Source organism: Waltera acetigignens (assembly GCF_025567015.1).
GTDB classification, from domain to species: Bacteria; Bacillota; Clostridia; order Lachnospirales; family Lachnospiraceae; genus Acetatifactor; species Acetatifactor acetigignens.
Map to the genome: position 1 here is coordinate 1 of NZ_JAOQJO010000024.1, position 25,111 is coordinate 25,111.

22 protein-coding genes and 1 other RNA gene are annotated in these 25,111 nt (G+C 47.5%); 2 read left to right on the forward strand and 21 right to left on the reverse strand.

The window, feature by feature from the left end; translation table 11 throughout:
* Positions 1-99: 99 nt before the first annotated feature.
* The 4 genes from OCV96_RS17700 to OCV96_RS17715 all read right to left on the reverse strand — a co-directional run bounded on the left by OCV96_RS17700 (position 100) and on the right by OCV96_RS17715 (position 2,345).
* Positions 100-432 (reverse strand): type II toxin-antitoxin system RelE/ParE family toxin, encoded by a 333-nt coding sequence (locus OCV96_RS17700; protein ID WP_118546765.1) that lies wholly within the window; start codon positions 430-432, stop codon positions 100-102.
* The gene (locus OCV96_RS17705) at positions 429-692 is read right to left on the reverse strand and encodes a type II toxin-antitoxin system prevent-host-death family antitoxin (protein WP_022313293.1); all 264 of its coding nucleotides are present in this window, start codon (positions 690-692) and stop codon (positions 429-431) included. Before OCV96_RS17705 ends, OCV96_RS17700 begins: the two co-directional genes overlap by 4 nt.
* 103 nt (positions 693-795) lie before the next feature.
* Positions 796-972, reverse strand: coding sequence for a hypothetical protein (locus OCV96_RS17710; protein WP_262595057.1), 177 nt, complete (start codon positions 970-972; stop codon positions 796-798).
* A gap of 230 nt (positions 973-1,202) precedes the next feature.
* Positions 1,203-2,345 carry an SH3 domain-containing protein gene (locus tag OCV96_RS17715; protein ID WP_227733309.1) on the reverse strand — a complete coding sequence of 381 codons (1,143 nt, stop codon included), beginning with the start codon at positions 2,343-2,345 and terminating at the stop codon, positions 1,203-1,205.
* Between the two features lie 170 nt (positions 2,346-2,515).
* Here OCV96_RS17715 and OCV96_RS17720 point away from each other — a divergent pair, with 170 nt between their 5' ends.
* Positions 2,516-2,719: a helix-turn-helix domain-containing protein gene (locus tag OCV96_RS17720; protein ID WP_262595058.1), complete on the forward strand. Its 204-nt coding sequence runs from the start codon at positions 2,516-2,518 to the stop codon at positions 2,717-2,719.
* 54 nt (positions 2,720-2,773) lie between these two features.
* Here OCV96_RS17720 and OCV96_RS17725 read toward each other — a convergent pair whose 3' ends face one another.
* The 13 genes from OCV96_RS17725 to gpmI form a co-directional block, all read right to left on the reverse strand.
* Positions 2,774-3,322: a JAB domain-containing protein gene (locus OCV96_RS17725; RefSeq protein ID WP_262595059.1), complete on the reverse strand. Its 549-nt coding sequence runs from the start codon at positions 3,320-3,322 to the stop codon at positions 2,774-2,776.
* A 360-nt stretch (positions 3,323-3,682) separates the two neighbouring features.
* Positions 3,683-4,023, reverse strand: a transfer-messenger RNA (tmRNA) gene (gene ssrA, locus OCV96_RS17730).
* Positions 4,024-4,110: 87 nt separating this feature from the next.
* Positions 4,111-4,581 (reverse strand): SsrA-binding protein SmpB, encoded by a 471-nt coding sequence (gene smpB, locus OCV96_RS17735; RefSeq protein ID WP_022152980.1) that lies wholly within the window; start codon positions 4,579-4,581, stop codon positions 4,111-4,113.
* Between the two features lie 145 nt (positions 4,582-4,726).
* Entirely contained in the window at positions 4,727-6,937 is a 2,211-nt protein-coding gene (rnr, locus tag OCV96_RS17740; protein WP_262595060.1) for a ribonuclease R, read from the reverse strand.
* Positions 6,938-7,066: 129 nt separating this feature from the next.
* A complete protein-coding gene (gene secG, locus OCV96_RS17745; RefSeq protein ID WP_118537268.1) occupies positions 7,067-7,306 on the reverse strand; it encodes a preprotein translocase subunit SecG in 240 nt (79 codons plus the stop codon).
* Between the two features lie 169 nt (positions 7,307-7,475).
* Complete coding sequence (locus OCV96_RS17750; RefSeq protein ID WP_262595061.1) at positions 7,476-9,158, reverse strand: peptide ABC transporter substrate-binding protein; 1,683 nt, start codon at positions 9,156-9,158, stop codon at positions 7,476-7,478.
* Between the two features lie 94 nt (positions 9,159-9,252).
* Positions 9,253-10,245, reverse strand: a complete 993-nt coding sequence (locus OCV96_RS17755) for an ABC transporter ATP-binding protein (protein WP_117466947.1) — start codon at positions 10,243-10,245, stop codon at positions 9,253-9,255.
* Positions 10,238-11,242: an ABC transporter ATP-binding protein gene (locus OCV96_RS17760; RefSeq protein WP_118505070.1), complete on the reverse strand. Its 1,005-nt coding sequence runs from the start codon at positions 11,240-11,242 to the stop codon at positions 10,238-10,240. The genes OCV96_RS17755 and OCV96_RS17760 overlap by 8 nt, the downstream gene beginning before the upstream one ends.
* Before the next feature lie 17 nt (positions 11,243-11,259).
* Positions 11,260-12,309, reverse strand: coding sequence for an ABC transporter permease (locus OCV96_RS17765; RefSeq protein WP_117466945.1), 1,050 nt, complete (start codon positions 12,307-12,309; stop codon positions 11,260-11,262).
* A gap of 23 nt (positions 12,310-12,332) precedes the next feature.
* On the reverse strand, positions 12,333-13,250 hold the full coding sequence (locus OCV96_RS17770; protein WP_117466943.1) for an ABC transporter permease: 918 nt from the start codon (positions 13,248-13,250) through the stop codon (positions 12,333-12,335).
* A gap of 474 nt (positions 13,251-13,724) precedes the next feature.
* A complete protein-coding gene (gene eno, locus OCV96_RS17775; protein ID WP_262595062.1) occupies positions 13,725-15,044 on the reverse strand; it encodes a phosphopyruvate hydratase in 1,320 nt (439 codons plus the stop codon).
* A gap of 87 nt (positions 15,045-15,131) precedes the next feature.
* Positions 15,132-16,166, reverse strand: a complete 1,035-nt coding sequence (locus tag OCV96_RS17780; protein WP_262595063.1) for an aldo/keto reductase — start codon at positions 16,164-16,166, stop codon at positions 15,132-15,134.
* A gap of 140 nt (positions 16,167-16,306) precedes the next feature.
* Positions 16,307-17,848 (reverse strand): 2,3-bisphosphoglycerate-independent phosphoglycerate mutase, encoded by a 1,542-nt coding sequence (gene gpmI / locus OCV96_RS17785; RefSeq protein WP_262595064.1) that lies wholly within the window; start codon positions 17,846-17,848, stop codon positions 16,307-16,309.
* 282 nt (positions 17,849-18,130) lie between these two features.
* On the opposite strand from gpmI, the gene OCV96_RS17790 reads away from it, so the two are divergent.
* A complete protein-coding gene (locus OCV96_RS17790; RefSeq protein WP_118505064.1) occupies positions 18,131-19,300 on the forward strand; it encodes a cation diffusion facilitator family transporter in 1,170 nt (389 codons plus the stop codon).
* A 409-nt stretch (positions 19,301-19,709) separates the two neighbouring features.
* Here OCV96_RS17790 and leuD read toward each other — a convergent pair whose 3' ends face one another.
* From leuD to OCV96_RS17810, 4 genes are all read right to left on the reverse strand, one after another.
* Entirely contained in the window at positions 19,710-20,201 is a 492-nt protein-coding gene (gene leuD, locus OCV96_RS17795; protein ID WP_262595065.1) for a 3-isopropylmalate dehydratase small subunit, read from the reverse strand.
* Positions 20,202-20,232: 31 nt separating this feature from the next.
* Entirely contained in the window at positions 20,233-21,504 is a 1,272-nt protein-coding gene (gene leuC / locus OCV96_RS17800) for a 3-isopropylmalate dehydratase large subunit (RefSeq protein ID WP_262595066.1), read from the reverse strand.
* 210 nt (positions 21,505-21,714) lie between these two features.
* Positions 21,715-24,228: a sensor histidine kinase gene (locus OCV96_RS17805; protein WP_262595067.1), complete on the reverse strand. Its 2,514-nt coding sequence runs from the start codon at positions 24,226-24,228 to the stop codon at positions 21,715-21,717.
* 62 nt (positions 24,229-24,290) lie between these two features.
* Positions 24,291-25,007 (reverse strand): response regulator transcription factor, encoded by a 717-nt coding sequence (locus OCV96_RS17810; RefSeq protein WP_117466933.1) that lies wholly within the window; start codon positions 25,005-25,007, stop codon positions 24,291-24,293.
* Between the last annotated feature and the right edge of the window lie 104 nt (positions 25,008-25,111).

Consider the following 25,111-nt stretch of genomic DNA (forward strand, 5'->3'; position numbering starts at 1 on the left):
CAAGTACACACTTTTTGAACCGAAAACAAGAAAAACGCTTCTGGAGTGCTGACCAAAAGCGTTTTGTCTACAGTCTGAGAACCTGCAAAAGCAGGTTCCTTAAATGAGTGAAAATCCTTGTCGAAGAATGGTGTTCCAGTTGCTTTTTTGATAAAGAAAACGTACAATGATTACCACCTTCTTGTCTTCGTCTATGGTATAAAACGCAAGATAATTGTTTACCCTAATAAATCGAATTCCCCAACCAGCCAAAACGGGATCATCCACCAGCTGTAGTTTCTCCGGCATCTGGGTCAGTTCGCCGATTTTTTCCGTTGCAACATCCAGCAGATGGTCTGCTGCCTGTGGGTTCTTCAAGACAAATTCGATGTAATCTGCTGCTTTCGCAATGTCATGCTCCGCAGTTTTGGTGATGTGTACCTGATAATTCATCTTCTGCGGCGGCTCCGAATATCAGCCATGGCTTCTTGAAACGGTCTGGTATTGCCAGCGGCAATATCATCCATTCCTTCCTTAATCTGGCTATATAGTTCAAAGCGGCTGGTTAATTCTTCGTATGCCTCAATGCTCATTACAGCAAGGTCACCTTTTCCATTTTTCGTAATAAAAACAGGTTCCGGGTAGTTATGACAGTAGGTCGATATTTCATTATAATTGTTCCGCAAGTCAGCACTTGATTTAATGGTCGGCATAAAAGCACCTCCTTCTGTGATAGTAAAATTATACACAAATTTTGTTATGCGGTCAATGGAGTATGCTATTATTCTTTGCGGTATGCTTTTCCTTATTCCTTTGTCAACAATCCTCTCTCGCACACACGGTCTCAATGTCAGCACTCAAAATATCGAAATGGCAGTCCTCACATTGCAGTAAGATATTTTCGGGGTTATCTTCCGCACCCTCGAACGTGATTTTTACATTATGCCCCATGTGCTTCTGTAGAGCATTCCATAAGTCCATATCTCGATCCATAATTCTTTACCATTCTGTCTAACGACAGCCTTTCTTTTTCGTATTGCGCCCGGTCTGTGCATCAGACCTTCATTAAAATATGAAAAGCGGACGCATCAGCGTCCGCCTTGGCACTTGTTATTTAATTTCCGAACGACACTTCCACATCAGGGTTCTGCTCCTGCCACTTCTTCAAGCCGTCTTCCTGCGTGGGTGGGGTCATAGACCAGCCTACGTTCGAGGATGACGTGTCAGTTCTCGTCGGCAGTCTTAGGAGCTGCTGCGACGGTGTTTTCCGTCACGACAGGTTCTGTGCAGGATGCAACAGAAGAGTCTGCGTTCGTGAATACTTCGTATGCTACGATGGTGTCATTCACATCCAGTCCACCCATGTTCAGCGGGATTCTCTTTATTGCTACAGCACCAGCTACATGTCTGCTGTCCATGTAGTTGTCATAATGTCCCTGGCTGTCATGCCATTTCTGGTGGATGAAGGATGCGCTTACTTCGTCAGGCTGTCCTGCCTGATAATTTTCTGCTGTGGTGGCACCTGCATGTCCATTATCTGCATTACATCTTTCTACTGCAAGATTGTACAGGTCTTCTGACCATGTCAGTTCGGGGATATCTGCTGCACTACGTTCGGCATTGACCATTGCAAATACCTGTTCTGCCATGGCTCTGTCGAAGTATGCATCTTTGCTTGTTGTAGTGGCTGTATTTCCAGTACCGCCGTCACCGTGAGTTTTCATGAAGTTCTCGATAACAGCATCAGAGATACCGAATTCATCAGTTCCTGTATTACTTGCATACTGGTTTCCAGCAGTATTGCTGTTACCAGCTGTTGTGTTATTTGCTGCAACGGTATTCACAGCAGGTTTTTCGGATACGATGTACTTGTCACTTACATAGCCAGTGGTGTTATTTAATTCAAAGCGATACCAACCTGTCTGGTCACATTTACCCGTAACGACAATTTCCTGGCTGGCTTTCAGGCTGCCAATTTTCTTACCATCGGTGCTGGGCAGGTCTCTGACATTTACTGCGGACTTTGCATACATGGTCTGGTTCAATTCCGAATAAGTATACCCTGTGCTTACAGCAGTGGGTTCTACGGGTGCTGTTGTGGGTTCCACGGCAGGTGCAGGAGATTCTGCAGGAGTAGTCTCTGTGGGAACAGCTTCTGATTCTGTGGGAGTCTCAGTAGGCTCTACCGTGGGTTCTGCTACGGCTGCTTCTGTGGTTGTCATTTCTGTGGATTCTACAGAGGTAGTCTCTGTGCTGGCAGTTTCGTTACTGGTTGTCTCTTTGCTGCCGCATGCGGTCAGCATCAGTGCTGCGCAAAGGATTGCTGCTACGGCTTTCGCAGCGAGCCTGTGTGTTCTGTGTTTCATAGTTGGTTTTCCTCGCTTTCGTTGAGAGAATTTATTTCGAGCGATTAACTTTTGTTTTCATGTGATCGTTCTCTATCGTTCTTACATTATAGTCAATATATTAGGTATAGTCAAGAAATTAAGTATGATACTCTTTTTATAATATGTGATAGGAGGTTCAATCTAATAACATGATATCATACAAACCTTTTTTTGACACCCTACTTCGCAAAAATGTGACAGAATATGAATTGATCTTTAAGCACGGTATTTCCGCCAATACCATCCACCGCATGAAAAAGGGAGAAGCCATCACTACAAAGACACTCGATGTGCTCTGCTACATCCTCGATTGTCCTGTTTCTGACATTATCGAACATGATAAGACAAAATAGAAACGACAGGAGCTAACGCCCCTGTCGATATTTTTTATAAAAATCATTCAAAAACTATATCTCAATTCGTTTCCCTCCCCTCTTTTTCCTGCTTTCCTCACGCTTCACGTAAAGTTCTGCGTGCTTTTCTCTGAAACTGTAATAATCGTCTCCTGCTACAATAATGTGGTCAAACATATGAATCCCCATAATTTCACAGGCTCGCATCAACCCCTGTGTCACATCAATGTCCTGCGTTGATGGATTCGCCGTACTACCCAACCCGGGGTGATTATGTGCCAGAATGATTCCTGCCGCATTGGTCAGAAGCGCTCTTTGCATTATTTCCCGGATTCCTACGGTGGCTGAATCAATTACTCCGTGACTGACCTCTGCATAGGCTATCGCATGAAGACTGGCGGATAAGAACATCACATACAGTTTTTCTTCCGAAAAATCTTTCATGTGAAAAACATTATTCAGCACGTTTACCACTTTCTCCGGGGAATTTACTTTCAGCCGTTGCTCTCCCACATATCCCCCTCGGTATTCTGCCACCGTCTCACTGACCAGATACGGCAGTTTCCTTTCATCCAGTCTCACATCTACAACATCTATATTCATTGCCGTTACCTCCTTCATGGTCTCTCCCGGCATTGACAAATGCAAAAGCCGCCAGGAAGATGTTAATAGATTGCTCTACATCTTCCTGGCGGCTTGCCCTTTGATATATTCTTCTTTTATTTGCACTGTTCTAAAAATTTCAAAGCATCCCTACTTCTTCTGTGCCGTCAGGCATGGGGATGCTTCTACAAAAAATAGCGATACTGTATGAGGTGTAATCACCTACCTACAATATCGCTGCTTTCCTGTAGATTCTATCTACAATAACCGTTCTCACAATTACCATTCCCTCTGTGAAACCAAGCAGAACATATTCCTGTATACCACAATGTTATACAGGGTGTTCGACTTGTTACGGTTTAGTGGAGTAGACGGGAGTCGAACCCGTGTCCAAAAGCCTATTCCCTGTCCTTCTACGAGTGTAGTTTATTTTTTGACATTCCCTCTGCGCCCCGGGAATAAACACCCTGAGCATTTCAGTAGCTTCATGTTACGCCCATATGCGCAAAGCTTTGCATATGTCGTTTCTCACATGTTTGAAGCCGGGATCCTAAGGTGTGAGTGCCCTAGGGCCGACTGCTACCATTAGGCAGCGTATGCTAAATTATCGTTAGCGTTTAATTTTAATTTGGCCATTTAACGCATTACCATGCGACTCGCTTCTCCAGCTGCAAAACCCCTGTCGAAACCTTTACTACCCCTTATTCAGTTGTCAGACCAAGTATACTTGATGGCACACACACTGTCAAGCACTTGCGGTAAAGCATTGCAGGATCAGAGCCTGTGGATCACAAATTGCGGACCTTGAATTCCTTCTCTGCCTCTCTGCGCTGATCCTTTTTGGCAATGGCTTCTCTCTTGTCATAGAGCTTCTTACCACGTGCCAGCCCGATCTCTACCTTTACCTTACCGTCTTTAAAGTATACCTGCAAAGGGACTAATGTATACCCTTTTTCCTTGATCTTGCCCAGCAGTTTGTTGATCTCGTACTTATGCAGCAGCAGTTTTTTCACACGAAGAGGATCTTTGTTGAAAATATTCCCCTTCTCATAAGGACTTACATGCATTCCGTAGACGAATACTTCTCCGTCTTCAATGCGGACGAACGCCTCCTTGATACTGCACTTGCCCATACGCATGGACTTTACTTCCGTGCCGTGCAAGGCAATGCCGCACTCATAGGTCTCATCAATGAAAAAATCATGATATGCTTTTTTATTGTTTGCGATCAGCTTCTGGGACTCTTTTCCTTTTGCCATGGCTACCTCTTAAAACCTTGTAACTATTCAGAAACCCATTCACAAGGCGCACCTGCGGAGCTTCTTTTTAACGGCTCTGAATAGTTATAGTTTACTATATTTTCCGTATTTGTCAATGAACTAACAGTTCATTTGATTCATAGGTTTATTTATCCACCAGCCGGAAATTAATGGTCCGCATAAAACGGTCGCAGTCTTCCACTTCGATCCGTACCGGCATTCCCAGTTTGAAGCAACGTCCGGTGGCTTCTCCCACCATCTCACAGGCTGCCTCATTGTAGTGATAATAGTCGCCCGGGATCGTGGAAATATGGATCAGCCCTTCCACGGTATTGGGCAGTTCCACATACAGTCCCCAACCGGTGACACCGGAGATCACACCCTCGTATTCCTCTCCGATGTGCTGTTCCATATATTCTACCTTCTTCAGCTTATCCGTCTCCCGCTCCGCCTCATCGGCACGGCGCTCCATTTCAGAAGAATGCTTCGCCACCTCCGGCAGAATCTCACGATAATGCTCTATGCGCTCTTCCTTCAGACGTCCCCGCAGCTGTTCCTTGATAATACGATGGATCTGCAGATCCGGATAACGGCGGATCGGCGAAGTAAAATGACAGTAATACTGACAGGCCAGTCCAAAATGTCCGGTACACTCCGTGCTGTATTTTGCCTGTTTCATGCTGCGCAGGGTCAGTCTGGCGATCATAGGCTCTTCGGGAGTTCCCTCAATCTTCTGTAACAGCTTCTGGATCTCCTTGGGATGGATCTCCTCCGTGGAGACCTTGCTGTTCCTGCGCCCCAGCGCCTTCATGTAATAGCCATAATTGCTGATGAACGTAGACAGCTTCTGGATCCGCTCCGGATCCGGTACATCATGGACGCGGTAGACGAAGGGCAGCTCCTGCCAGTAAAAATGCTGTGCCACTGTCTCATTCGCTGCGAGCATGAAATCCTCGATCAGCATAGTCGCTATATTCCGCTCGTAAGGCTTAATATCCAGTGGATGTCCTTCCTTATCTAACAGAATCTTGCACTCCGGAAAATCGAAATCAATGGATCCCCGCTTCTGTCTCTTCTTCCGCAGTTTGTCCGCGAGCTCAGCCATTTGTTGGAACATGGGGAGCAATTCCCTGTACTGGGAATAGTCTGTTACGGTTCCTGTGCCTTCCCCGGCGGTTCCATCCGGCGCACCGGCGTTATTCTCTACACACTCCGGCTCCTCCAGCAGCTTTTTCACCACAGTATAAGACATTCGCTTATTGACCCGGATCACAGATTCGCAGATCTCATAGTCCACGATCTCGCCCTCTTCATCCACCTTCATCAGGCAGCTTAATGCCAGACGGTCCACACCTTCGTTCAGGGAACAGATACCGTTGCTCAGTGCATGGGGCAGCATGGGGATCACACGGTCTACCAGATAGACGCTGGTGCCGCGCTTTAATGCTTCTCTGTCCAGTGCGGAATTCTCCTGCACGTAGTTCGTCACGTCTGCAATGTGTACTCCTAAGTGGTAATATGTCCCGTCAAAGGATACACTGACAGCGTCATCCAGATCCTTGGCATCCTCTCCGTCGATGGTCACCATGGTCACATCCCGCAGATCCCTGCGGCCGGCACAGTCTGCCCCGGATACCTCCTGGGATACCCTCTCTACCTGGTTCATGATCTTCTCGCCGAATTCCACCGGCAGATCAAAGCCACGTACGATAGACATGATATCTACACCGGGATCGTTGATATGTCCCAGGATCTCCACGACTTTGCCCTCAGGGCTCTTCGTATTCGTGCCGTATCCGGTGATCTCTACCACGACCTTATGTCCGGTCATGGCTCCCTTCGACCACTCCTTCGGCACGAAAATATCCTGTGCTATCTTCGTGTTATCCGGAATGACAAAGCCGAAATTACTCTTGGACTGCTCATAGGCTCCCACCACCTGAGTCATTCCCCTGGCAATAATACGAAGGACCTGCGCTTCCTGCCGTTTGCCGGTCTTCACAGGCAGAAGTGCCACTTCCACGGTATCCTTATGGAATGCTCCACCCTGCTTGTCCTCCGGAATGAACAGATCCTCGTCTCTGCCCTCTACCTCCACAAATCCAAAGCCTTTGGCATTGCTGATAAAGGTTCCCGTCAGAACCTTACCGTTGGACTTCATATATTTTCCCTTAACGGTCAGGGTAAGCTTTCCTTCCGCTAAAAGTTCCCGCAGAATCTCACGAAACTCTTCCCGTTCTTCTTTTGCGACCTGAAGAAACATTGCCAGTTCCTTTTCCTTCATCGGAACGTAAAAATCATCCTTCACCAGATCACAAATTACTTTTTTTCTCTTCTCTCTGATTTCGTTTATCATGTAACCTCGCTCAAAAAGTAACTATTCAGAACTCCATTCGCAAAACCGCCTCTACGAGGCTCTGAATAGTTACATATAACAAAACACTCTTGTATGCTCTGCACACAAGAGTGTCATCCTTCGTAATGATTAAAATACGTTCAGATTCAGTACGACTGCAAGTAACATGAAGAATACTGCAAGGATCTTCGTGATCTTCACCAGCATACCTTCCATGGAACGTCCTTTATTTCTGCCCCAGTAGGTCTCAGCTGCACCGCTGATGGAACCCAGTCCTGCGGATTTACCTTCCTGCATCAATACTAACACTGTCAGTGCTACACATACCAATATAAAAATTATGTTGATTACTACTCTTAATGCTTCCATTTCACACCTCCTAATGTCAAGCAGATTTTATATTACCATATATTGTACACAATTGCAACAACATTTTACAAGACTGTACCGAAAAGGCGGCACAAAAAAGAACCCCCGGAAATCTTTACGATCTCACGGGGATCCTTTGTTTTTTATTCTGAATGATCAGATCCGCAGCTTACTCTGCGATGTCACCATACATGAAGTACCAGAAACCATAAGCGGAATGCCAGATACCGGTGATCTTCTCGCTCTGCAGCCAGAAGTCATTGTAGTAAGCAACAGGGATGCATCCTACCTGCTCCATCAGAACATCCTCAGCCTGATGAAGAGCTGCGGAACGCTCAGCGGTATCCATGGTGGAAGCTGCCTTCTCCATAGCTGCATCGAAGTCAGCGTTGGAGAACTTACCATCGTTGTTACCGTTGCCGGTGCAGAACAGGTCTAGCATATTGGAAGGATCGCTGTAATCTCCTACCCATCCGTTACGTGCTACCATGTACTCACCGTTACGTCTCATCGGAGTGAAGCTGGACCACTCAACGATATTTACTTCTACGTTAATACCAAGCTCGCCCCATGCCTGCTGTAAGTACTCAGCAACAACCTTGTGGTAACCTGCATCGTTGGTAGTATAGGTGATGGTAGGAAGTCCTTCACCGTTAGGGTAGCCGGCATCAGCTAAGAGCTGCTTAGCTTCCTCAAGGTTAGCATCGAAATCCTCGGAGATATAGCTCTGACCACCGTTAGCATTTGCATTGAAGGAGCTGCCGTCGGTATCTACCCAGCCCTCACCTACGAGGTTGTATGCGGGAGAGTAGGTTCCCTGCATCAGGGTATTTGCTACATAATCACGATCAATTGCCAGGCTCAGAGCCTTACGAACATTTACATCTGCAAATGCAGGATCTTCCAGGTTCATGGACAGATAGTAAGTTCCCAGGATAGGCTCTACATGAAACTCGGGGTTACCCTGTAAGCTGGGGATCTCCTGGGTAGGAACATCCTTGATGAACAGTACATCACCGGACTGGTATGCAGTATAAGCTGCGTTGGAATCCTCCATCAGTACGAATTTGATGCTGCCAAGCTTGATCGCATCAGCATTCCAGTAGTTAGGGTTCTTGGACATGGTAATGTGAGAATCGGGTACCCACTCGGTAATGTAGAAAGGTCCGTTGGAGATATAGGTCTCAGCTGCGGTAGCCCATGCATCGCCGTTAGCCTCTACGGTTGCCTGCTGAACAGGGCTCAGGGTAGCGAATGCTGCCAGAGACTCGAAGTAAGGGCAGGGATTGGAAAGCTCTACAACCAAGGTCTTAGCATCGGGAGCGGATACTGCCAGAGCATCCAGATCACCGGCCTGTGCCTCGTCAAAGCCCTTAACCATACCCAGAACAGTCTCAGCATAAGGAGCTGCTACTGCGGGATCGCATACACGCTTCCAGCTGTATACGAAATCGTCTGCGGTCAGATCACTGCCGTCAGACCACTTTAATCCATCACGAAGATGGAAAGTCCAGGTAAGACCATCCTCAGATACTTCCCAGGTCTCAGCCTGTCCGGGAGCGATCTTACCATCCTGGTCAATTGTCAGAAGACACTCAAAAGAGTGAAGCAGCATATTACCGCCATCTACTGCACTGTTCAGTGCGGGATCAATGGTCTCGGGATCGGGACCGATCTGAACGGTAAGCTGTTTGCCTTCGGTACTAACTTCAGTTGCTGCTGCATCGGTCTTGGTGCTGTCAGTTGCACTGGCACTGCCGGTTGCAGAAGAACCATTGTCGCTGCTGCCGCATGCTGCCAGAGAACCTACCAGCATTGCTGCGGTGAGCAGCATAGCTAACTTCTTTTTCATAAAGTTATCCTCCTCTTTCTTTTCATACAAAAGCACTATGCTTTGTATAGCTTTATATTAAACAGCTAAATTGCTCAGCTGTCAATACCTAATTTCAGGCATTGATCTTCTCCACATGGTGGCATGCCACGTAGTGACCCTTTTCCACTTCTCTCCATTCGGGTTCCTTCTGTGCACAGCACTCATCCGCATAAGGACATCTGGTGCGGAATCGGCATCCGGTAGGAGGATTTAAGGGGCTGGGTACATCTCCCTGCAGAACAATACGTTTACTTGCTCTTGCCTTGATGGGATCTGCAATGGGGATTGCAGAGATCAGGCTCTTGGTATAAGGATGCAGGCTTCGTGCTACCAGCTCGTAGCTGTCTGCCAGCTCTACCATTTTGCCCAGGTACATAACGCCGATACGGTCGGAGATATGTTTTACGACAGAGAGGTCATGTGCGATGAACAGATAGGTCAGTCCCATCTGCTCCTGCAGCTCCTCGAACATATTCACCACCTGTGCCTGGATCGATACATCCAGTGCGGAGATCGGCTCATCGCAGACGATGAACTGCGGGTTCACTGCCAGTGCTCTCGCAATGCCGACACGCTGACGCTGTCCGCCGGAGAATTCATGAGGATATCTGTTCGCATGCTCAGAGTTCAGTCCAACCTTCTCCAGCATGGAGATGATCCTGTCATGACGTTCCTTCTTATTGGCAGCCAGCTTATGGATGTCGATGGCTTCCCCTACGATATCTCCTACGGTCATTCTGGGATCCAGACTTGCATAAGGATCCTGGAATACCATCTGCATCTTCTGACGGTAAGGCAGCATATCCACCTTTACTTTATTTTCAACGTCCAGGATCACATTGCCGTCAAATGTGATCTTGCCGCCGGTGGGCTCATATAATCGTAAGATAGAACGTCCGGTGGTGGTCTTACCACAGCCGCTCTCTCCTACCAGTCCGAGAGTCTCACCTTTATTTACAAAAAAGCTGACATCATCCACGGCCTTCACGAACTTACGGTTTTTACCCATGCCGCCTGCGGGGAAGTATTGCTTCAAATGTTCAACCTGAAGTAACTTATCACTCATTGGTATTTCCTCCCTCCATCTCGGCTTTCTGGTTCATAAAGCAATGTGCGTAATGCGTCTCGCTGAAATCCGTCTTAGGAGGATTCTCTCTCAGGCAGATCTTCATGCAGTTCTTACAGCGGGGTGCGAATGCACATCCCTCGGGAGGATTCAGAAGATCCACCGGGTTACCCTCGATGGGGATCAGCTTCTCATGCTTCGTGCTGTCCAGCCGGGGGATACTCTCCAGAAGACCCTTGGTATATTCATGCTTCGGATGATAGAAGATCTCGTCACAGGTACCGGTCTCCACGATACGGCCGGCATACATGACTGCAATACGGTCACACATGCTCGCCACGATACCCAGGTCATGGGTGATCATGATGATCGCCATGCCCAGCTTGTCCTTCAGCTCCATCATCAGCTCCAAGATCTGCGCCTGAATGGTAACGTCCAGTGCGGTAGTAGGCTCATCGGCGATCAGAAGCTTCGGTTCACATGCCAGCGCAATTGCGATCATGACACGCTGTCTCATACCACCGGACAGCTCGTGGGGATACTGCTTCATACGTTTCTCCGGTTCATTGATACCTACCAGAGACAAAAGCTCCACTGCTCTTGCATATGCCTTTTTCTTATCCGCATCGGTATGCAGACGGATTACTTCCATGATCTGATTACCAATGGTATATACGGGATTTAAGCTGGTCAGAGGATCCTGGAATATAATGGAAACCTCTTTACCACGCATTTTGGAAAAATCTTTTTCGGTCATTTTCTCCACTTCGTGTCCATTGAAGTGAAGTTCTCCGCCGATCAGCTTACCGGGATAAGCGGTCAGTCCCATCAGACTGTATGCGGTTACGGATTTACCGGAACCACTCTCTCCTACGATGCCCAGTACTTCCCCTTCCTTCAGGTGAATGGAGACATCGTTCAGTGCCTTTACTTCTCCGGCAGGAGTAAAGAAAGAGAGACGTTCATGCTGTATATCTACCAGATAATTGTTATCCATCTTCACTACTCCTTCCATTAATTCTTAAGCTTCGGGTCAAATGCGTCACGAAGTCCGTCACCAAACAGGTTAAAGCTTAAGATGATCAGACTGATCAGCAGACAGGGTGCAAACAACAGGTACGGGAATGTGATCATGCCGTTAATGGCATCACTTGCAAGGCTTCCCAGGGAAGGCAGAGGAACTGCCACACCCATACCTAAGAAGCTCAGATAGCTCTCGGTAAAAATAGAGGAAGGGATCTGCAGTGTGGTGGTAACGATCAGCGTACCGATACAGTTGGTCAGCAGATGCTTTTTAATGATACGGCCATCCTTGGCTCCCAGAGCCTTGGCTGCCATGACATAATCATTTTCCTTCAGGGTCAGGATCTGGCTTCGTACCATACGTGCCATTCCTACCCAGTACAGCAATGCGAATACGATGAAGATACTGATCAGGTTAGATCCTACGATCTGCATCCATCCGAACCCGGGAAGCTGTGCCAGATTCGCCAGAGGGTCCTTTAACGCAAAGGACAGCAGCACGATCAGCAGAAAATCCGGTATCGTATAGATAATATCCACAATACGCATGATGATCAGATCCACCCATCCACCGAAGAATGCAGAGATGGAACCGATCAGGGAACCGATCACGAAAATGATGGCAGTAGCGATCAGACCAACCAACAGGGAGATACGGCTTCCCATCATAACACGGATAGCATAATCACGGCCCATTTTATCGGTACCGAGCACATGGGGGAATACCTTCTCTCCCGCATCCATACGCTCTATCTCTTTCTCGGAATACTGCATGGGGTGCAGATTCTCGCTTCCTTTGATCTGTGTCTTGTAATCATAGGGATAAAATGCCGGCACGATAAAGGAAAAGATCATAACTACAATAATAACGAAGAGGCTGACCATGGCAACCTTATTCTTACGAAGTCTGCGGAAGCCATCCTGCCAGAAGCCCACGCTCTCACGCATGATGACCTGGCTCTGCTTCTCTTCTTCGTTCGCCGGCATAAAATCTTCCGGTTTATATTTTACATGAAAGCTCATAGCATTCGGTTCTTTCATCGGTATCTTCCTTCCTGTTAATCTTACTTCAACTTGATCCTGGGGTCGACGAGCTTATATACGATATCCACCAGCACATTCATGACAACCATCAGTGTTGCGAGGAAAATGGTGGTACCCATGATCATGGTGTAGTCACGGTTAATGATCGAGCTGACAAATTCATTGCCCAGACCGGGGATCGTGAAAATCTTCTCTACTACGAAGCTTCCTGTCATAGTATAAGCCATCATAGGACCTACATAGGTGATAACGGGGAGCAGTGCATTTCTCAGTGCATGCTTGAACAGACGGAAGAAAGGTTTTACTCCCTTCGCCGTAGCGGTTCTCATATAATCCTGCCCCAGAACATCCAGCATGGAAGAACGCATCAGTCTCATAATATAAGCAGTTGGGTACAATGCCAATGCGATCACGGGCATCACATAATGCTTCCAGGTACCGATTCCGTAGGTGGGCAGTATCTTTACCTTACTTCCCAGGAAATACAGAAGCAGAGTACATATAACGAAGCTTGGTACCGCAATACCACAAGTGGAGATCACGGAGATCACGCTGTCCAGCGTCTTGCCACGATGGGTAGCTGCCAGACATCCCAATGGGATACCTACCAACAGCGCTACGATAACGGAAAGTCCACCTACTCTTGCAGATACAGGGAACTTGGATACTATAATAGAAGTAACGGTTCTTCCTCTCTGCTTCAGACTCTCTCCGAAATCACCGTGCAAAGCATCTTTCATATACGTCAGATACTGCTGGGACAAAGGCTTGTCCAGTCCATATTTTGCCTCCAGGGCTGCCTGTGCAGCAGGGCTTACTGCTTTCTCCGAGAGGAACGGACCACCGGGGACCATGTTCATCAGGAAAAAGGTGAGTGTTGCTACTGTAAAAATCGTGATCAGCGCCAGACCGATACGTTTTGCAATATATTTAAGCATCTCTTCAACTCCTTGCTTTTCTTTTGCCTACGGACATTCATAAAATACACTTTTCGTATTTGTATGCAAGTATACACGTACGTAAAATGTACTTTACTTTTCCGACAACGACTTTTGTTATATTACAACACTTTTTCAAGGCTGTCAACTGAATTACATATGAAGCATCTGCCAGTTTCCGTGTTTTTCTTATTCCTGATTTATCTCCACCGTGTTCGTGTGCTACGCACATTTGTCTGTATATTTATGAAAAAGTTTTTCAATAAAAATAGTCTCTGTTTTTCAATTCCTGTATATAGTGTATATTTTCCAGTATATGATGTATATTTACACATTATATTTTTGTTCTTTTTTCTTTCTCCCATGTATGTCTCTATAGTTTTCCTCAAAAAAAAGAAGAATTTCCGGTGCAGAAAATTCTTCTTTTTTATACATTTTTTATTTTTTGTAGTTTTCATTTTGTTGCGCAGTCACTCAGATTTTGCAAAACGGCTCCATATATGCCGCGGCATCCTTTAACTCCTCTTCAATGGCAAGCAGCCGGTTGTACTTCGCCACACGATCGCTGCGGCAGGGTGCTCCGGTCTTGATCTGTCCGGCATTCAGTGCCACCGCTATATCTGCTATGGTGGTATCCTCCGTCTCGCCGGATCTGTGGGAAATCACTGCCTTATAGCCGTTCTTGTGTGCCATCTCCACCGCTTCGAAGGCTTCAGACAGCGTTCCGATCTGATTGACCTTTACTAAAATGGCATTACCACAATGAAGTTTGATCCCGGCATCCAGCCGTTTTGTATTTGTGACAAACAAGTCATCTCCCACTAACTGGATTTTCTCTCCCAGCCGTTTCGTCAGCTCCTGCCAACCGTCCCAGTCATTTTCATCCAGTCCGTCCTCAATAGAGATAATGGGATAGTTCTCCACAAGCCGTTCATAATACGAGATCATTTCTCCGGTATCCCGCAGGACTTCCTCTCCCTTCAGCTTACTCTCTCCCGGGAAATGGTACATTCCCGTTTTTTCATTATATAGTTCACTGCTGGCGGCATCCATGGCGATCTTGATATCCTGCCCCGGCACATATCCGGAAGCATTGATCGCCTCCACGAGGAAATCCAGCACGCTCTCCGCATCCGGCAGGTCCGGTGCGAAACCACCCTCGTCCCCGACTCCGGTAGACAAGCCTTTCTCCTCCAGCAGTTTTTTCAGATTATGATAAATTTCCGCACAGATCCGTAACCCTTCCGCAAAGTTTTCCGCCTGTACGGGCATGATCATGAACTCCTGGAAATCCACGGTGTTCGCCGCATGCTTTCCGCCGTTTAAGATATTCATCATGGGTACCGGCAGAAGTCTCGGAGAGATTCCTCCAAAGTAACGGTACAACGGAAGGCCCAGTGCCTCCGCAGCTGCTCTTGCCACCGCCATGGACACTGCCAGCATGGCATTAGCGCCTAAATTACTTTTATTATCTGTGCCATCCGTCTCCCGCAGGATCCGGTCGATACGGATCTGCTCCAATGCATTCTCTCCCACCAAAACACTTGCAATCTTTTCATCCACGTTTTTCACGGCATGCTGCACACCCAGACCGAAATATCTGATCTCACCGTCCCTGAGTTCCACGGCTTCGAACTGTCCGGTGCTGGCTCCGGAAGGCACTGCCGCAATACCTTTTGTGCATCTGCCGGTCTCTTTGTCCTTCACAGTAACAATCGCTGCCACCGTGGGATTTCCTCTCGAATCCAGGATCTCCCTTCCATGTACTTCGACGATCTCCAGATATTTTTCCATAAAAAACCTCCTTACAGGCATCCTTAACTTACTTTTTCTTAGGTAAGTATGTCCCATAAGAAGGTTATTATTCAGATCTGCTATGCGTTAATACGCTTTTCCGGCAAGGATCTCACAGTAATCCTTATAATTTTTCTCAAGCAGTGCCGGAGTATCCAGTCCATAGGGACACTTGGATTTACATCTGCCACAATGCAGGCACTCTTCAATCTTACGCATCTTCGCCTGCATCTCGTCTGTCAGCTGTGCGGCGGAAGGTGCTCTGCGGATCATCAGACTCATGCGGGCACAGTTGTTGATCTCGATTCCCGCGGGGCATGGCATGCAGTAGCCGCAGCCTCTGCAGAATTCTCCCTGCAGTTCTTCTCTGTCATGATCGATCACCGCCTGCAATGCGGGTGTCAATGCAGGCGGATTATCTATATAGGACAGAAATTCATCCAGTTCGCTCTCCCGCTGCACTCCCCAGATCGGAAGTACATTATCAAACTGTGCCAGATATGCATATGCCGCTGCTGAATTATTGATCAGTCCGCCGGACAGTGCTTTCATGGCGATAAATCCCATGCCTGCTTTTTTACAATCCTGTACCAGCTCCAGATCCTTGTCCGTTGCCAGATAGCAGAAGGGAAACTGCAGAGTCTCATACAGTCCGCTTTCGATGGCTTCATGCGCAACATTCAGGCGATGGTTCGTGATGCCGATATGGCGGATCATGCCTTTGTCCTTTGCTTCCAGCATAGCCTCATACAATCCTGTGCCATCTCCCGGCTTCGGGCAGAATGCCGGGTTATGGAACTGATAAATGTCGATATAGTCTGTTTTTAATTTTTCCAGGGAAGTATGCAACTCCTTCCAGAAGCCTTCTGTTGTGGTGGCTCCTGTCTTGGTAGCGATATATATTTTGTCCCGCATACCCTCAAAGGCAGCGCCCACTTTCTCTTCACTGTCGGTATAGTATCTGGCAGTGTCATAAAAGTTCACGCCTGCCGCATAGGCTTTGCGAAGCAGTCCAATGGCTGCTTCCTTGGAGATCCGCTGGATGGGCAGCGCTCCGAAGGAGTTCTTCTCTACGGTGATTCCGGTGCTGCCCAGAGTTACCAGATTTTTCTTCTGTTCCATATAATATAATTCTTCCTCCTGCTAATAAGAAGATATCATGTAAAAATCAGTTACAAAATCCTCAGGCACCGTGCAAAGTGCCTGAGGAATCTTCATCTGCTTTTATGGTTTCTGCGATCTTACCGAAAATATTCCGGTGATTACTTTTTAATTAACAGAGACTTTCCTGTCATTTCTGCTGGCTGCTCCATACCCATCACGTTGATCAGGGTAGGTACGATATCTGCCAGGCATCCGCCCTCTTTCAGCGTATAAGCAGGATCGTAGTTTACCAGGATGAACGGAACCGGATTGGTGGTATGTGCGGTATGAGGCTGACCGGTGGTGTAATCGATCATCTGCTCTGCATTACCGTGGTCTGCACAGATGAACAGAACGCCGTCTACATCCTTCACTGCCTGTACTGCCTTGCCTACGCACTCATCTACGGTCTCAATCGCCTTGATGGCTGCGGAGATCACACCGGTATGACCTACCATATCGGGGTTCGCGAAGTTGATCACGATCACATCGTATTTTTCAGAGCGGATCGCATCAAGCAGTTTCTCGCAAACCTGAGGAGCACTCATCTCCGGCTTCAGATCATAGGTCGCCACATCCTTGGGAGAATTTACCAGGATACGATCCTCTCCCTCGTTGGGCTGCTCTACGCCGCCGTTGAAGAAGAAGGTTACATGTGCATACTTCTCAGTCTCGGCGATACGTGCCTGCTTCATGTCATGGGCTGCCAGCCACTCACCGAAGGTATTGGTAATGGCGATCTTGTGGAATGCCACTTCTTTATTAGGAATGGTAGGATCGTAATCGGAGAAGCATACAAAAGTAATATCCTTTCTCACACGGTCAAATCCCTTGAAGTCATCATCACAGAAGGCTCTGGTGATCTCTCTTGCACGGTCGGGACGGAAGTTGAAGAAAATTACGGAATCCTTGTCCTGCACCAGTCCGACTGCCTTGCCATCTTCTACAACAACAGTAGGTTTTACAAACTCATCGGTCTCTTCTCTGTCGTAAGACTCCTGGATACCACAGATACCGCAGGCAGCGGTCAGACCTTTGCCCTCGGTCATGGCGTCGTAAGCCAGCTGTACACGGTCATAATTGTTATCACGATCCATAGCATAATAACGGCCCATTACAGAAGCGATCTTACCTACACCGATTTTCTTCATTTCTTCATTTAACTGCTCTGCATAGCTCTTACCGCTGGCGGGAGGGGTATCACGTCCATCTAAGAAGCAGTGAACATATACTTTTTCCAGGCCCTGCTGCTTCGCCAGCTCCAGCAGGCCGTACAGATGGGTAATGTGGCTGTGTACGCCACCGTCGGATAACAGACCCATCAGATGCAGGGCACTGTTGTTCTTCTTACAATTATCAATGGCTTTTAACAGAGCTTCATTCTTAAAAAAGTCGCCGTCCTGGATCTCCTTGGTGATACGGGTCAGCTCCTGATATACGATACGGCCGGCACCCATATTCATATGACCTACCTCAGAGTTACCCATCTGACCTTCGGGAAGACCTACTGCCATACCGCTGGCATTACCATGTACAAAAGGATACTCCTTCATCAGGGAATCCATCACAGGGGTATTGGCCTGTGCTACAGCGTTGCCCTCTACCTTATCATTCAATCCATAACCATCCAGGACCATTAATACAACCGGTTTCTTTCTCATCGATCGTTCCTCCATTTTTACTTTTGATTATTATAAATTACCAGTACGGCTCCGGAAAATGGTCTGCGTCCCGGATCCGTTCTGAAAGCTTACATTACGTCCACCGAGATTATACACTGAAAACGACGGATGCGCAATAGCAACCGCAGATTTCTTGATCTGCATCTTTGGGCGTTTTTTCTGCAAATCATTTTTCTGCAAATCATCCGGATTTACTTGTATTTTTCCTGCATATGCGCTAAAATATCCCTTAAACTCTCATTTGGGAAAAGGGGTTATCTTATGGTTACATTATTGGCAAAATTATTTATCAGGGATCATGAAAACGTCACGGATTCCGGCGTTCGCCAGGCATATGGAATGCTCTGCGGTATCGTCGGGATTTTTTTCAACCTGATCCTGTTCACTACCAAGGCTCTGGCAGGCTTTTTCAGTCATTCCATCGCCATCACGGCGGATGCATTCAACAACCTGTCGGATGCAGCATCCTCCATCATTACGCTGGCAGGCTTCAAAATGGCGGGACAGAAGCCGGACTCTGACCATCCCTTCGGACACGGACGGATCGAATATATCTCCGGGCTGTTAGTCTCTATTTTAATCGTGCTCATGGGCTTCGAACTGGTAAAAAGCTCTGTAAGTAAGATTTTCCATCCGGAAGTTCCTGACTACTCCCCTGTCATTATCGGCATCCTGGTATTTTCGATCCTGGTAAAGTGCTATATGGCTCTATATAACCGCAGCATCGGTTCCCGGATCGGTTCTGTGGCAATGAAGGCTACCGCCATTGACAGTTTGAGCGATATGATAGCAACCACCGTGGTTCTCATCGGCACTATCGTCTCCGCCGCCTCGGGCATCATTATCGACGGTTACTGTGGTGTGCTGGTGGGTATGTTCATCCTGTACTCCGGATTTGTCGCAGCCAAAGACACGATCAGTCCCCTGCTTGGGCAGCCCCCCGAGCCTGAACTGGTACAGCAGATTAACGACATCGTTCTCTCTTATGATGATGTCACCGGGATTCACGATCTGATCGTGCATAATTACGGCCCCGGAAGGACTCTGATCTCTCTGCATGCGGAGGTTCCTGCCGACGGTAATATTCTGACCCTGCACGATACGATCGATACCATAGAGCATGAACTGCGCAGCAAATTAAACTGTAACGCTGTGATCCACATGGATCCCGTCAGCACCAATGACCCCGAGACACTGTCCCTGAAAGCAGAGGTAAAAGCTTATCTGGATCAGATCGATCCAAAACTCAGCATGCATGATTTCCGCATCGTCAAGGGACTGACCCACACGAACCTCATTTTTGACATCGTAGTCCCCTATGATTATCCCGTTTCCGATCAGGATGTGGTTGACTCCGTCACGAAACGGATCCAGATGAACCACCCGGATTTCTACGCAGTGATTGATGTGGATAAGGCAGTGGTACAATAAAGTTTGTATTAAAAACGCCTTTTTTTGCATAAAAAATACAAAAACAGGAGATTTTGGCCTTTTATAAGAGCTTATTTTCGCTAAAATGGGAAAAATAATAAAATCAGTACAAAAAATGTTTGATTTAGAAGATTTTTTGTACTGATTTTTCTATTTTGATGCGATTTTCACCAAAACAATAGAAATGCCTATGACGTACAGACATTATGAGAAAATGTAGAACCCCTGCAGCGGATGGAATGTCCTTCCGGGAATGTTTGTCAGACGATGGTGATATTTTCTCGACCGCTATGTCACTTTTCGTCAGGAAATTCCCTCCGGGAGACCTGACACCCCGGAAGGATGTTCCATCCGATGCAGGCGTTCGTGGGGGTTATGGCAACCCTACGTTACGAGCCATGCACTCAATTTATTTCTGACTGTTGATGTAGTTGATCAGTCCCTCTGCGGCGATAATCTTCTGCATGAACTCGGGGAACGCCTGTCCCTGGAAGCTTTCGCCTGTGGTAAGATCTTGGATCACTCCGGTATTGAAATCTATCTCGACTTCATCGCCGTTTTGAATCTTCCGGGATGCCTCGGGACACTCAATGATGGGCAGTCCGATGTTAATGGCATTGCGGTAGAAGATTCTGGCGAAGGTCTCTGCGATGACACAGCTGACACCTGCAGCCTTGATGGCGATGGGGGCATGCTCTCTGGATGAGCCGCAGCCGAAGTTTTTCTCCGCTACGATGATGTCACCCTTTTTTACATTTTTAATAAAGTCCTTGTCAATATCCTCCATGCAGTGAGTGGCCAGTTCTGCAGGATCGGAGGAATTCAGATATCTTGCGGGAATGATAACGTCAGTATCCACGTTATCTCCGAATTTGAAAACTATTCCTTTTGCGTTGTTCATTTTCCGTTACCTTTCTATTTCTTATATTCATCTATTTCAGTTCACAAGGGCAGGAAATCTTGCCGGTGATGGCGCTGGCTGCCGCTACTGCGGGACTTGCCAGATAGATCTCGGATTTTACATGTCCCATACGTCCGACAAAGTTACGATTGGTCGTGGAGACACATCTCTCGCCTTCTGCCAGGATACCCATGTATCCACCAAGGCAGGGTCCACAGGTAGGAGTGCTTACGACTGCTCCCGCTTCAATAAAGGTCTTCAGAAGTCCCTCTTCCATGGCCTGCATATAGATGGACTGGGTGGCAGGAATTACGATGCAGCGCATGCCTTTCGCCACATGTCTGCCCTTGAGTACCTTTGCTGCGGTGCGCAGATCGTCAATACGTCCGTTGGTGCAGGAACCGATGACTACCTGGTCGATGGCAATGGCGTCCATCTCGTGGATCTCATCGATGGTATGTGTATTCTCCGGCAGATGAGGGAAGGCCACGGTAGGCCGTAAAGTGCTTAAGTCAATGGTATACTCCGCATCATACTGTGCATCCGGGTCTGCTTCGAATACTTTATAGGGACGCTTGGAGTGTTCTTCCATATAAGCAATAGCTTTCTCATCCACAGGGAAAATACCATTCTTGCCACCGGCCTCAATGGCCATATTGGCAATGGTGAAACGGTCATCCATGGACAGATTGGCGATACCGTCCCCTACAAATTCCATAGACTTGTACAGTGCACCGTCCACACCGATCATGCCGATGATATGTAAGATCACATCCTTACCACTGACCCATTCTGCGGGTTTGCCGATCAGATTGAATTTGATTGCTGCAGGTACTTTGAACCATGCCTTACCGGTAGCCATACCGGCTGCCATATCCGTGCTTCCCACACCGGTGGAAAATGCTCCCAAAGCACCGTAAGTACAGGTATGGGAATCTGCACCGATGATCACATCTCCGGCTACAGTAAGTCCTTTCTCCGGAAGCAGGGCATGCTCGATACCCATCTCTCCCACTTCGAAATAATTGGTGATCTCATTGCGTCTTGCAAACTCACGGACACATTTGCAGTGCTCCGCAGACTTAATATCCTTATTGGGAACAAAATGATCCGGTACCAGTGCGATCTTATCCTTATCAAACACCCCCTGCACCTTCATTTTATCCATTTCCTTGATTGCCACCGGACTGGTGATATCGTTGCCCAGCACCAGATCCAACTGTGCCTCGATCAGCTGTCCTGCCTGTACCTGCTCAAGACCCGCTGCACGGGCAAGTATCTTCTGTGTCATTGTCATTCCCATTGTTTACTGCTCCTTTTTCTCTTCATACAGCTTGTGCGTTCTGCACAGCTGTTCCACACTTCAGATCCGTAATACTTCTCTTTGAAGTTTTCATTATTGTAGCACACTCATTTGTAATTGAAAACATCCACATTTAACATATTTCTACGTAAATGTGGATGTTTTAGTATTAAAACATTGATTTATTTTATTATTATCATGCAACAGATTTTATGATAAACAGTCACTGTTTTCGTTCTTTTCTGCCGTCTCAGACTCTCTGGGAACCATATTTTGACCATTCTGTGACTTTACTTTCCAGGTCAATACCACCTTGAACAGATCTCCGTCCAGTTCGATCCGGAATTTGCCGCTCTGCAGTTCCGTGAAGCTTTTGGCGATGGCCAGCCCCAGTCCGCTGCCCTCGGTATTACGTGAGGTGTCTCCTCTGACGAACCGTTCCGTCAGTTCCTCTCCGGATACGGACAACTCCTGTGCCGTGATATTTTTTAAGATGATCGTCACATCCTCTTTTGCCGTGAAACCGTTGACATAGACTCTGGTGCCGGGTAACGCATACTTGGCAATATTGCCAAACAGATTTTCAAAAATACGGAAGGTTTTCTGACTGTCCAACGGCACGATGACCTTCTCTTCCGGCAGGCTCATCCGCACTTCCAGTCCGGCATCCGTCAGCTTGTCTTCCATCTCGAATTCCACCTGCTTGACCATGCTTACGATATCCACATCGCGGATATCAAGCGTGATATTCCGGGAATTTGCCTTGCTGACTTCAAACAGGTCTTCAATCAGTGCTTTCAGCCGCAAAGCTTTCCGATCCAGCGTCTCCAGATACTCCTTGCGCTGCTCCTGCGTCACTCCCGGCTCCTGCAGCAGCTTTACATAAGTAATGATAGCCGTCAGCGGGGTCTTCAGATCGTGGGATACATTCGTGATCAGTTCCGACTTCATCCGCTGGCTCTTTACTTCCTCCGCCACTGCATTACGAAAGCCCTCTTCGATCCGGTAGATCTGCGGCTTGAAGGGTTCAAATACTCCCAGATCCTCCTCAATGGTCACATTCAGATTGCCCTGGGCGATCTCATTAGTGGCCTTTAATAACAAACCATACTTTTTCTGTAATTTGCTGATATAGCGCCGCAGCAGAAAGTACAGTATCACAGAATAGATGATTGCGATGGTCAGTCCTCCCAGCGGCAGACTGCATATCACCACCAGGATCAGGGCATTCCACAGCACAATCCGCAGGATCAGCTTTTTGGCATCCTTCGTCACATCAAAATGCTCTGCATCATGATAGACATCCACCACCTTATCCCTGCCAATGGAGAATCCCTTCTTCATTCCTCTCCACAGTTTTTTCCAGAAAGGCACTAACAGATAGCACAAGCTGTGCTGTCTCAAATACGCTCTGGCTCCCTGAACCCGCATTGCCCGCAGGGATACTCCCAAGCACCAGGCAATGAAAAACAAGGCTGCCACTGCCAGAACATTTAATGCATAGGTCAGTATTGTGGTCGACATCTGTATCTGCGCACTGTTTCCCTGTAAAACCGTGTTCAGCGCATGACCGCTCCTTACCCAGGATACCAGTCCTACCACCTGTTCACTTCCAATGCCGGCGATCACCACAAGGATCACAACGATCGCCTCGACAGGCAGCTTCAGCAGAACCACCTTCTCCCAGGCTCTCTCTTCCTCAAGTCCCGGCAATACAAGCGCCAGCAGGAAGATCAACAGACACAGGATCAGAAACATCTGCTGGCATCCGGACAGATAGTAGGATGTATACTGGTCTCCCATGGAAAAGTAAACACTGACATTGTTCATGTCCTGATCATAATAAATATACTGACCGTTCTGTCCCAGACTCTGTGCCGCCTGTCTGGAGATGCAGTAGGTGATCTCACAATTTCTCGGCATTTCCAGCCGGAACATGGTATTATGACCGGCAGAGATTTCGCTGCCCATATTGGCATCCACCATGCGCGTAAGACCGCAATTACGGATCACTTCCGCCGCTGTCTTGCGAAGGGTTGTCGTATCCGATCCGATCACCGTATTCCCTAAGGTGGCATCATTTCCATAGTCGTCAAATACAAAAGTCAGATAAAAGCTCTGGTCCTCCGCCACAATATCCGTATCCGCCAGATTACTTAGGATCTCTCCGGTCTTAGTATCCCGGATCCTATAATCATACAAATTATTCAGCTGACCAAAGGAGCTTTCCAGGGTATTGAAGTGCTCTTCCAGGTATTCCCTGGTCTGTACTGCAAAGCTTCCCTGGGCTACATAGTCTTCGGGATCTTCTCCTTCCGGTATGGTGAGGTCCTCCGTATCTCCGTCCGCCATTTCTGCCCGCTTCTGGTCATCATTGAGCCATTCATTCCCCTCCGTGGACTGCATATATAATTCTCCATAGCTTAAGGAAGTCTGGTGTTCTTTGTTGTACAGATCACGGTAGAGCAGATAGCAGTTCTGATACAGATAAGTAATCGTATTCGACGTCTCCAGCGGATCCGCAATGTATTGTTCATTTCTCCTGCTCTCCGCCCTGCGCTCGAAGATTCCGTAACAGGCGGTAAAAATGCCGGAAGCTGCCAGACTGACAATCCATCCGATGATCAGCCATTTGACTGCGGGCTTTCTGTGTTCTCTGTGTTCTCTGTGTTCTCTGTGTTCTGTTGTCTCCGCTTCTTTCACAGCCTCTGTTACCTGTTCCATTCTTACACCTCTCCAGTCATTTCCCTCTGCCTGCCGAAACGCTTTGTTTCCCACATCCGCATTTATTGTTTGTCGATCTTATAACCTACACCCCATACCACTTTCAGGTATTTGGGGTTGCGTGGATCGATCTCGATCTTCTCCCGGATGTTCCGCACATGTACCATAATAGTATCCGTGTTGACTGCTTTCTCGTTCCAGATACGCTCGTAGATCTCATCCGCGGAAAATACTCTGCCCGGATTCTTGATCAGGAGCTGTACGATCTTGAATTCCATAGGAGTCAGCTTCACTGCTTCTCCGTCCACCGTCACTTCCACGGTTTCTTCGTTCAGTTCCAGTCCACCGATGGTATACACATGGGATTTTTCCTGTTCTTCCCCACTGACCGCCGTCAGATATTTGGAATATCTGCGCAGATGGGAATTCACCCTCGCCAACAGCTCCAACGGTGTGAAGGGTTTGGTCACATAGTCATCCGCTCCCATATTTAATCCCATGATCTTATCTACTTCCTCGGACTTGGCGGACAGCATGATCACCGGGAACTCGTGATTCTGTTCCCGCAGCTTCATTAACATTGTCACACCGTCCATCACCGGCATCATAATATCCAGGATAGCCAGATGAATCTCTTCCCGTGTTACGATCTCCAGTCCTTCCTTACCGTTGGCAGCTTTCCATACCTGATACCCCTGATTTTTCAGATAGATTTCCACACCATCCCGGATTTCCTTATCATCCTCCACGATGAGAATATGATATTTATTGTTCTCCATGACTCCCTCTCATTCTGCCACATGCGGCAAGGGGATCCTCTCCCCTGTCTGTTTCTGATTCTAATTTATAATTTCTAATTTCACCTACTGAAAAAACGAAAGAT

Bases quoted from the DNA above. Each gene is read 5' to 3' on its own strand.
- OCV96_RS17755 (WP_117466947.1), bottom strand. From the start codon at position 10,245: ATGAGTGATAAGTTACTTCAGGTTGAACATTTGAAGCAATACTTCCCC.
- OCV96_RS17805 (WP_262595067.1), bottom strand. From the start codon at position 24,228: ATGGAACAGGTAACAGAGGCTGTGAAAGAAGCGGAGACAACAGAACAC.
- OCV96_RS17720 (WP_262595058.1), top strand. From the start codon at position 2,516: ATGATATCATACAAACCTTTTTTTGACACCCTACTTCGCAAAAATGTG.
- OCV96_RS17715 (WP_227733309.1), bottom strand. From the start codon at position 2,345: ATGAAACACAGAACACACAGGCTCGCTGCGAAAGCCGTAGCAGCAATC.
- OCV96_RS17705 (WP_022313293.1), bottom strand. From the start codon at position 692: ATGCCGACCATTAAATCAAGTGCTGACTTGCGGAACAATTATAATGAA.
- gpmI (WP_262595064.1), bottom strand. From the start codon at position 17,848: ATGAGAAAGAAACCGGTTGTATTAATGGTCCTGGATGGTTATGGATTG.
- OCV96_RS17770 (WP_117466943.1), bottom strand. From the start codon at position 13,250: ATGCTTAAATATATTGCAAAACGTATCGGTCTGGCGCTGATCACGATT.
- OCV96_RS17710 (WP_262595057.1), bottom strand. From the start codon at position 972: ATGGATCGAGATATGGACTTATGGAATGCTCTACAGAAGCACATGGGG.
- OCV96_RS17790 (WP_118505064.1), top strand. From the start codon at position 18,131: ATGGTTACATTATTGGCAAAATTATTTATCAGGGATCATGAAAACGTC.
- OCV96_RS17700 (WP_118546765.1), bottom strand. From the start codon at position 432: ATGAATTATCAGGTACACATCACCAAAACTGCGGAGCATGACATTGCG.
- smpB (WP_022152980.1), bottom strand. From the start codon at position 4,581: ATGGCAAAAGGAAAAGAGTCCCAGAAGCTGATCGCAAACAATAAAAAA.
- OCV96_RS17760 (WP_118505070.1), bottom strand. From the start codon at position 11,242: ATGGATAACAATTATCTGGTAGATATACAGCATGAACGTCTCTCTTTC.
- OCV96_RS17810 (WP_117466933.1), bottom strand. From the start codon at position 25,007: ATGGAGAACAATAAATATCATATTCTCATCGTGGAGGATGATAAGGAA.
- leuC (WP_262595066.1), bottom strand. From the start codon at position 21,504: ATGGGAATGACAATGACACAGAAGATACTTGCCCGTGCAGCGGGTCTT.
- secG (WP_118537268.1), bottom strand. From the start codon at position 7,306: ATGGAAGCATTAAGAGTAGTAATCAACATAATTTTTATATTGGTATGT.
- leuD (WP_262595065.1), bottom strand. From the start codon at position 20,201: ATGAACAACGCAAAAGGAATAGTTTTCAAATTCGGAGATAACGTGGAT.
- OCV96_RS17725 (WP_262595059.1), bottom strand. From the start codon at position 3,322: ATGAATATAGATGTTGTAGATGTGAGACTGGATGAAAGGAAACTGCCG.
- rnr (WP_262595060.1), bottom strand. From the start codon at position 6,937: ATGATAAACGAAATCAGAGAGAAGAGAAAAAAAGTAATTTGTGATCTG.
- eno (WP_262595062.1), bottom strand. From the start codon at position 15,044: ATGGAAAAATATCTGGAGATCGTCGAAGTACATGGAAGGGAGATCCTG.
- OCV96_RS17765 (WP_117466945.1), bottom strand. From the start codon at position 12,309: ATGAAAGAACCGAATGCTATGAGCTTTCATGTAAAATATAAACCGGAA.
- OCV96_RS17750 (WP_262595061.1), bottom strand. From the start codon at position 9,158: ATGAAAAAGAAGTTAGCTATGCTGCTCACCGCAGCAATGCTGGTAGGT.
- OCV96_RS17780 (WP_262595063.1), bottom strand. From the start codon at position 16,166: ATGGAACAGAAGAAAAATCTGGTAACTCTGGGCAGCACCGGAATCACC.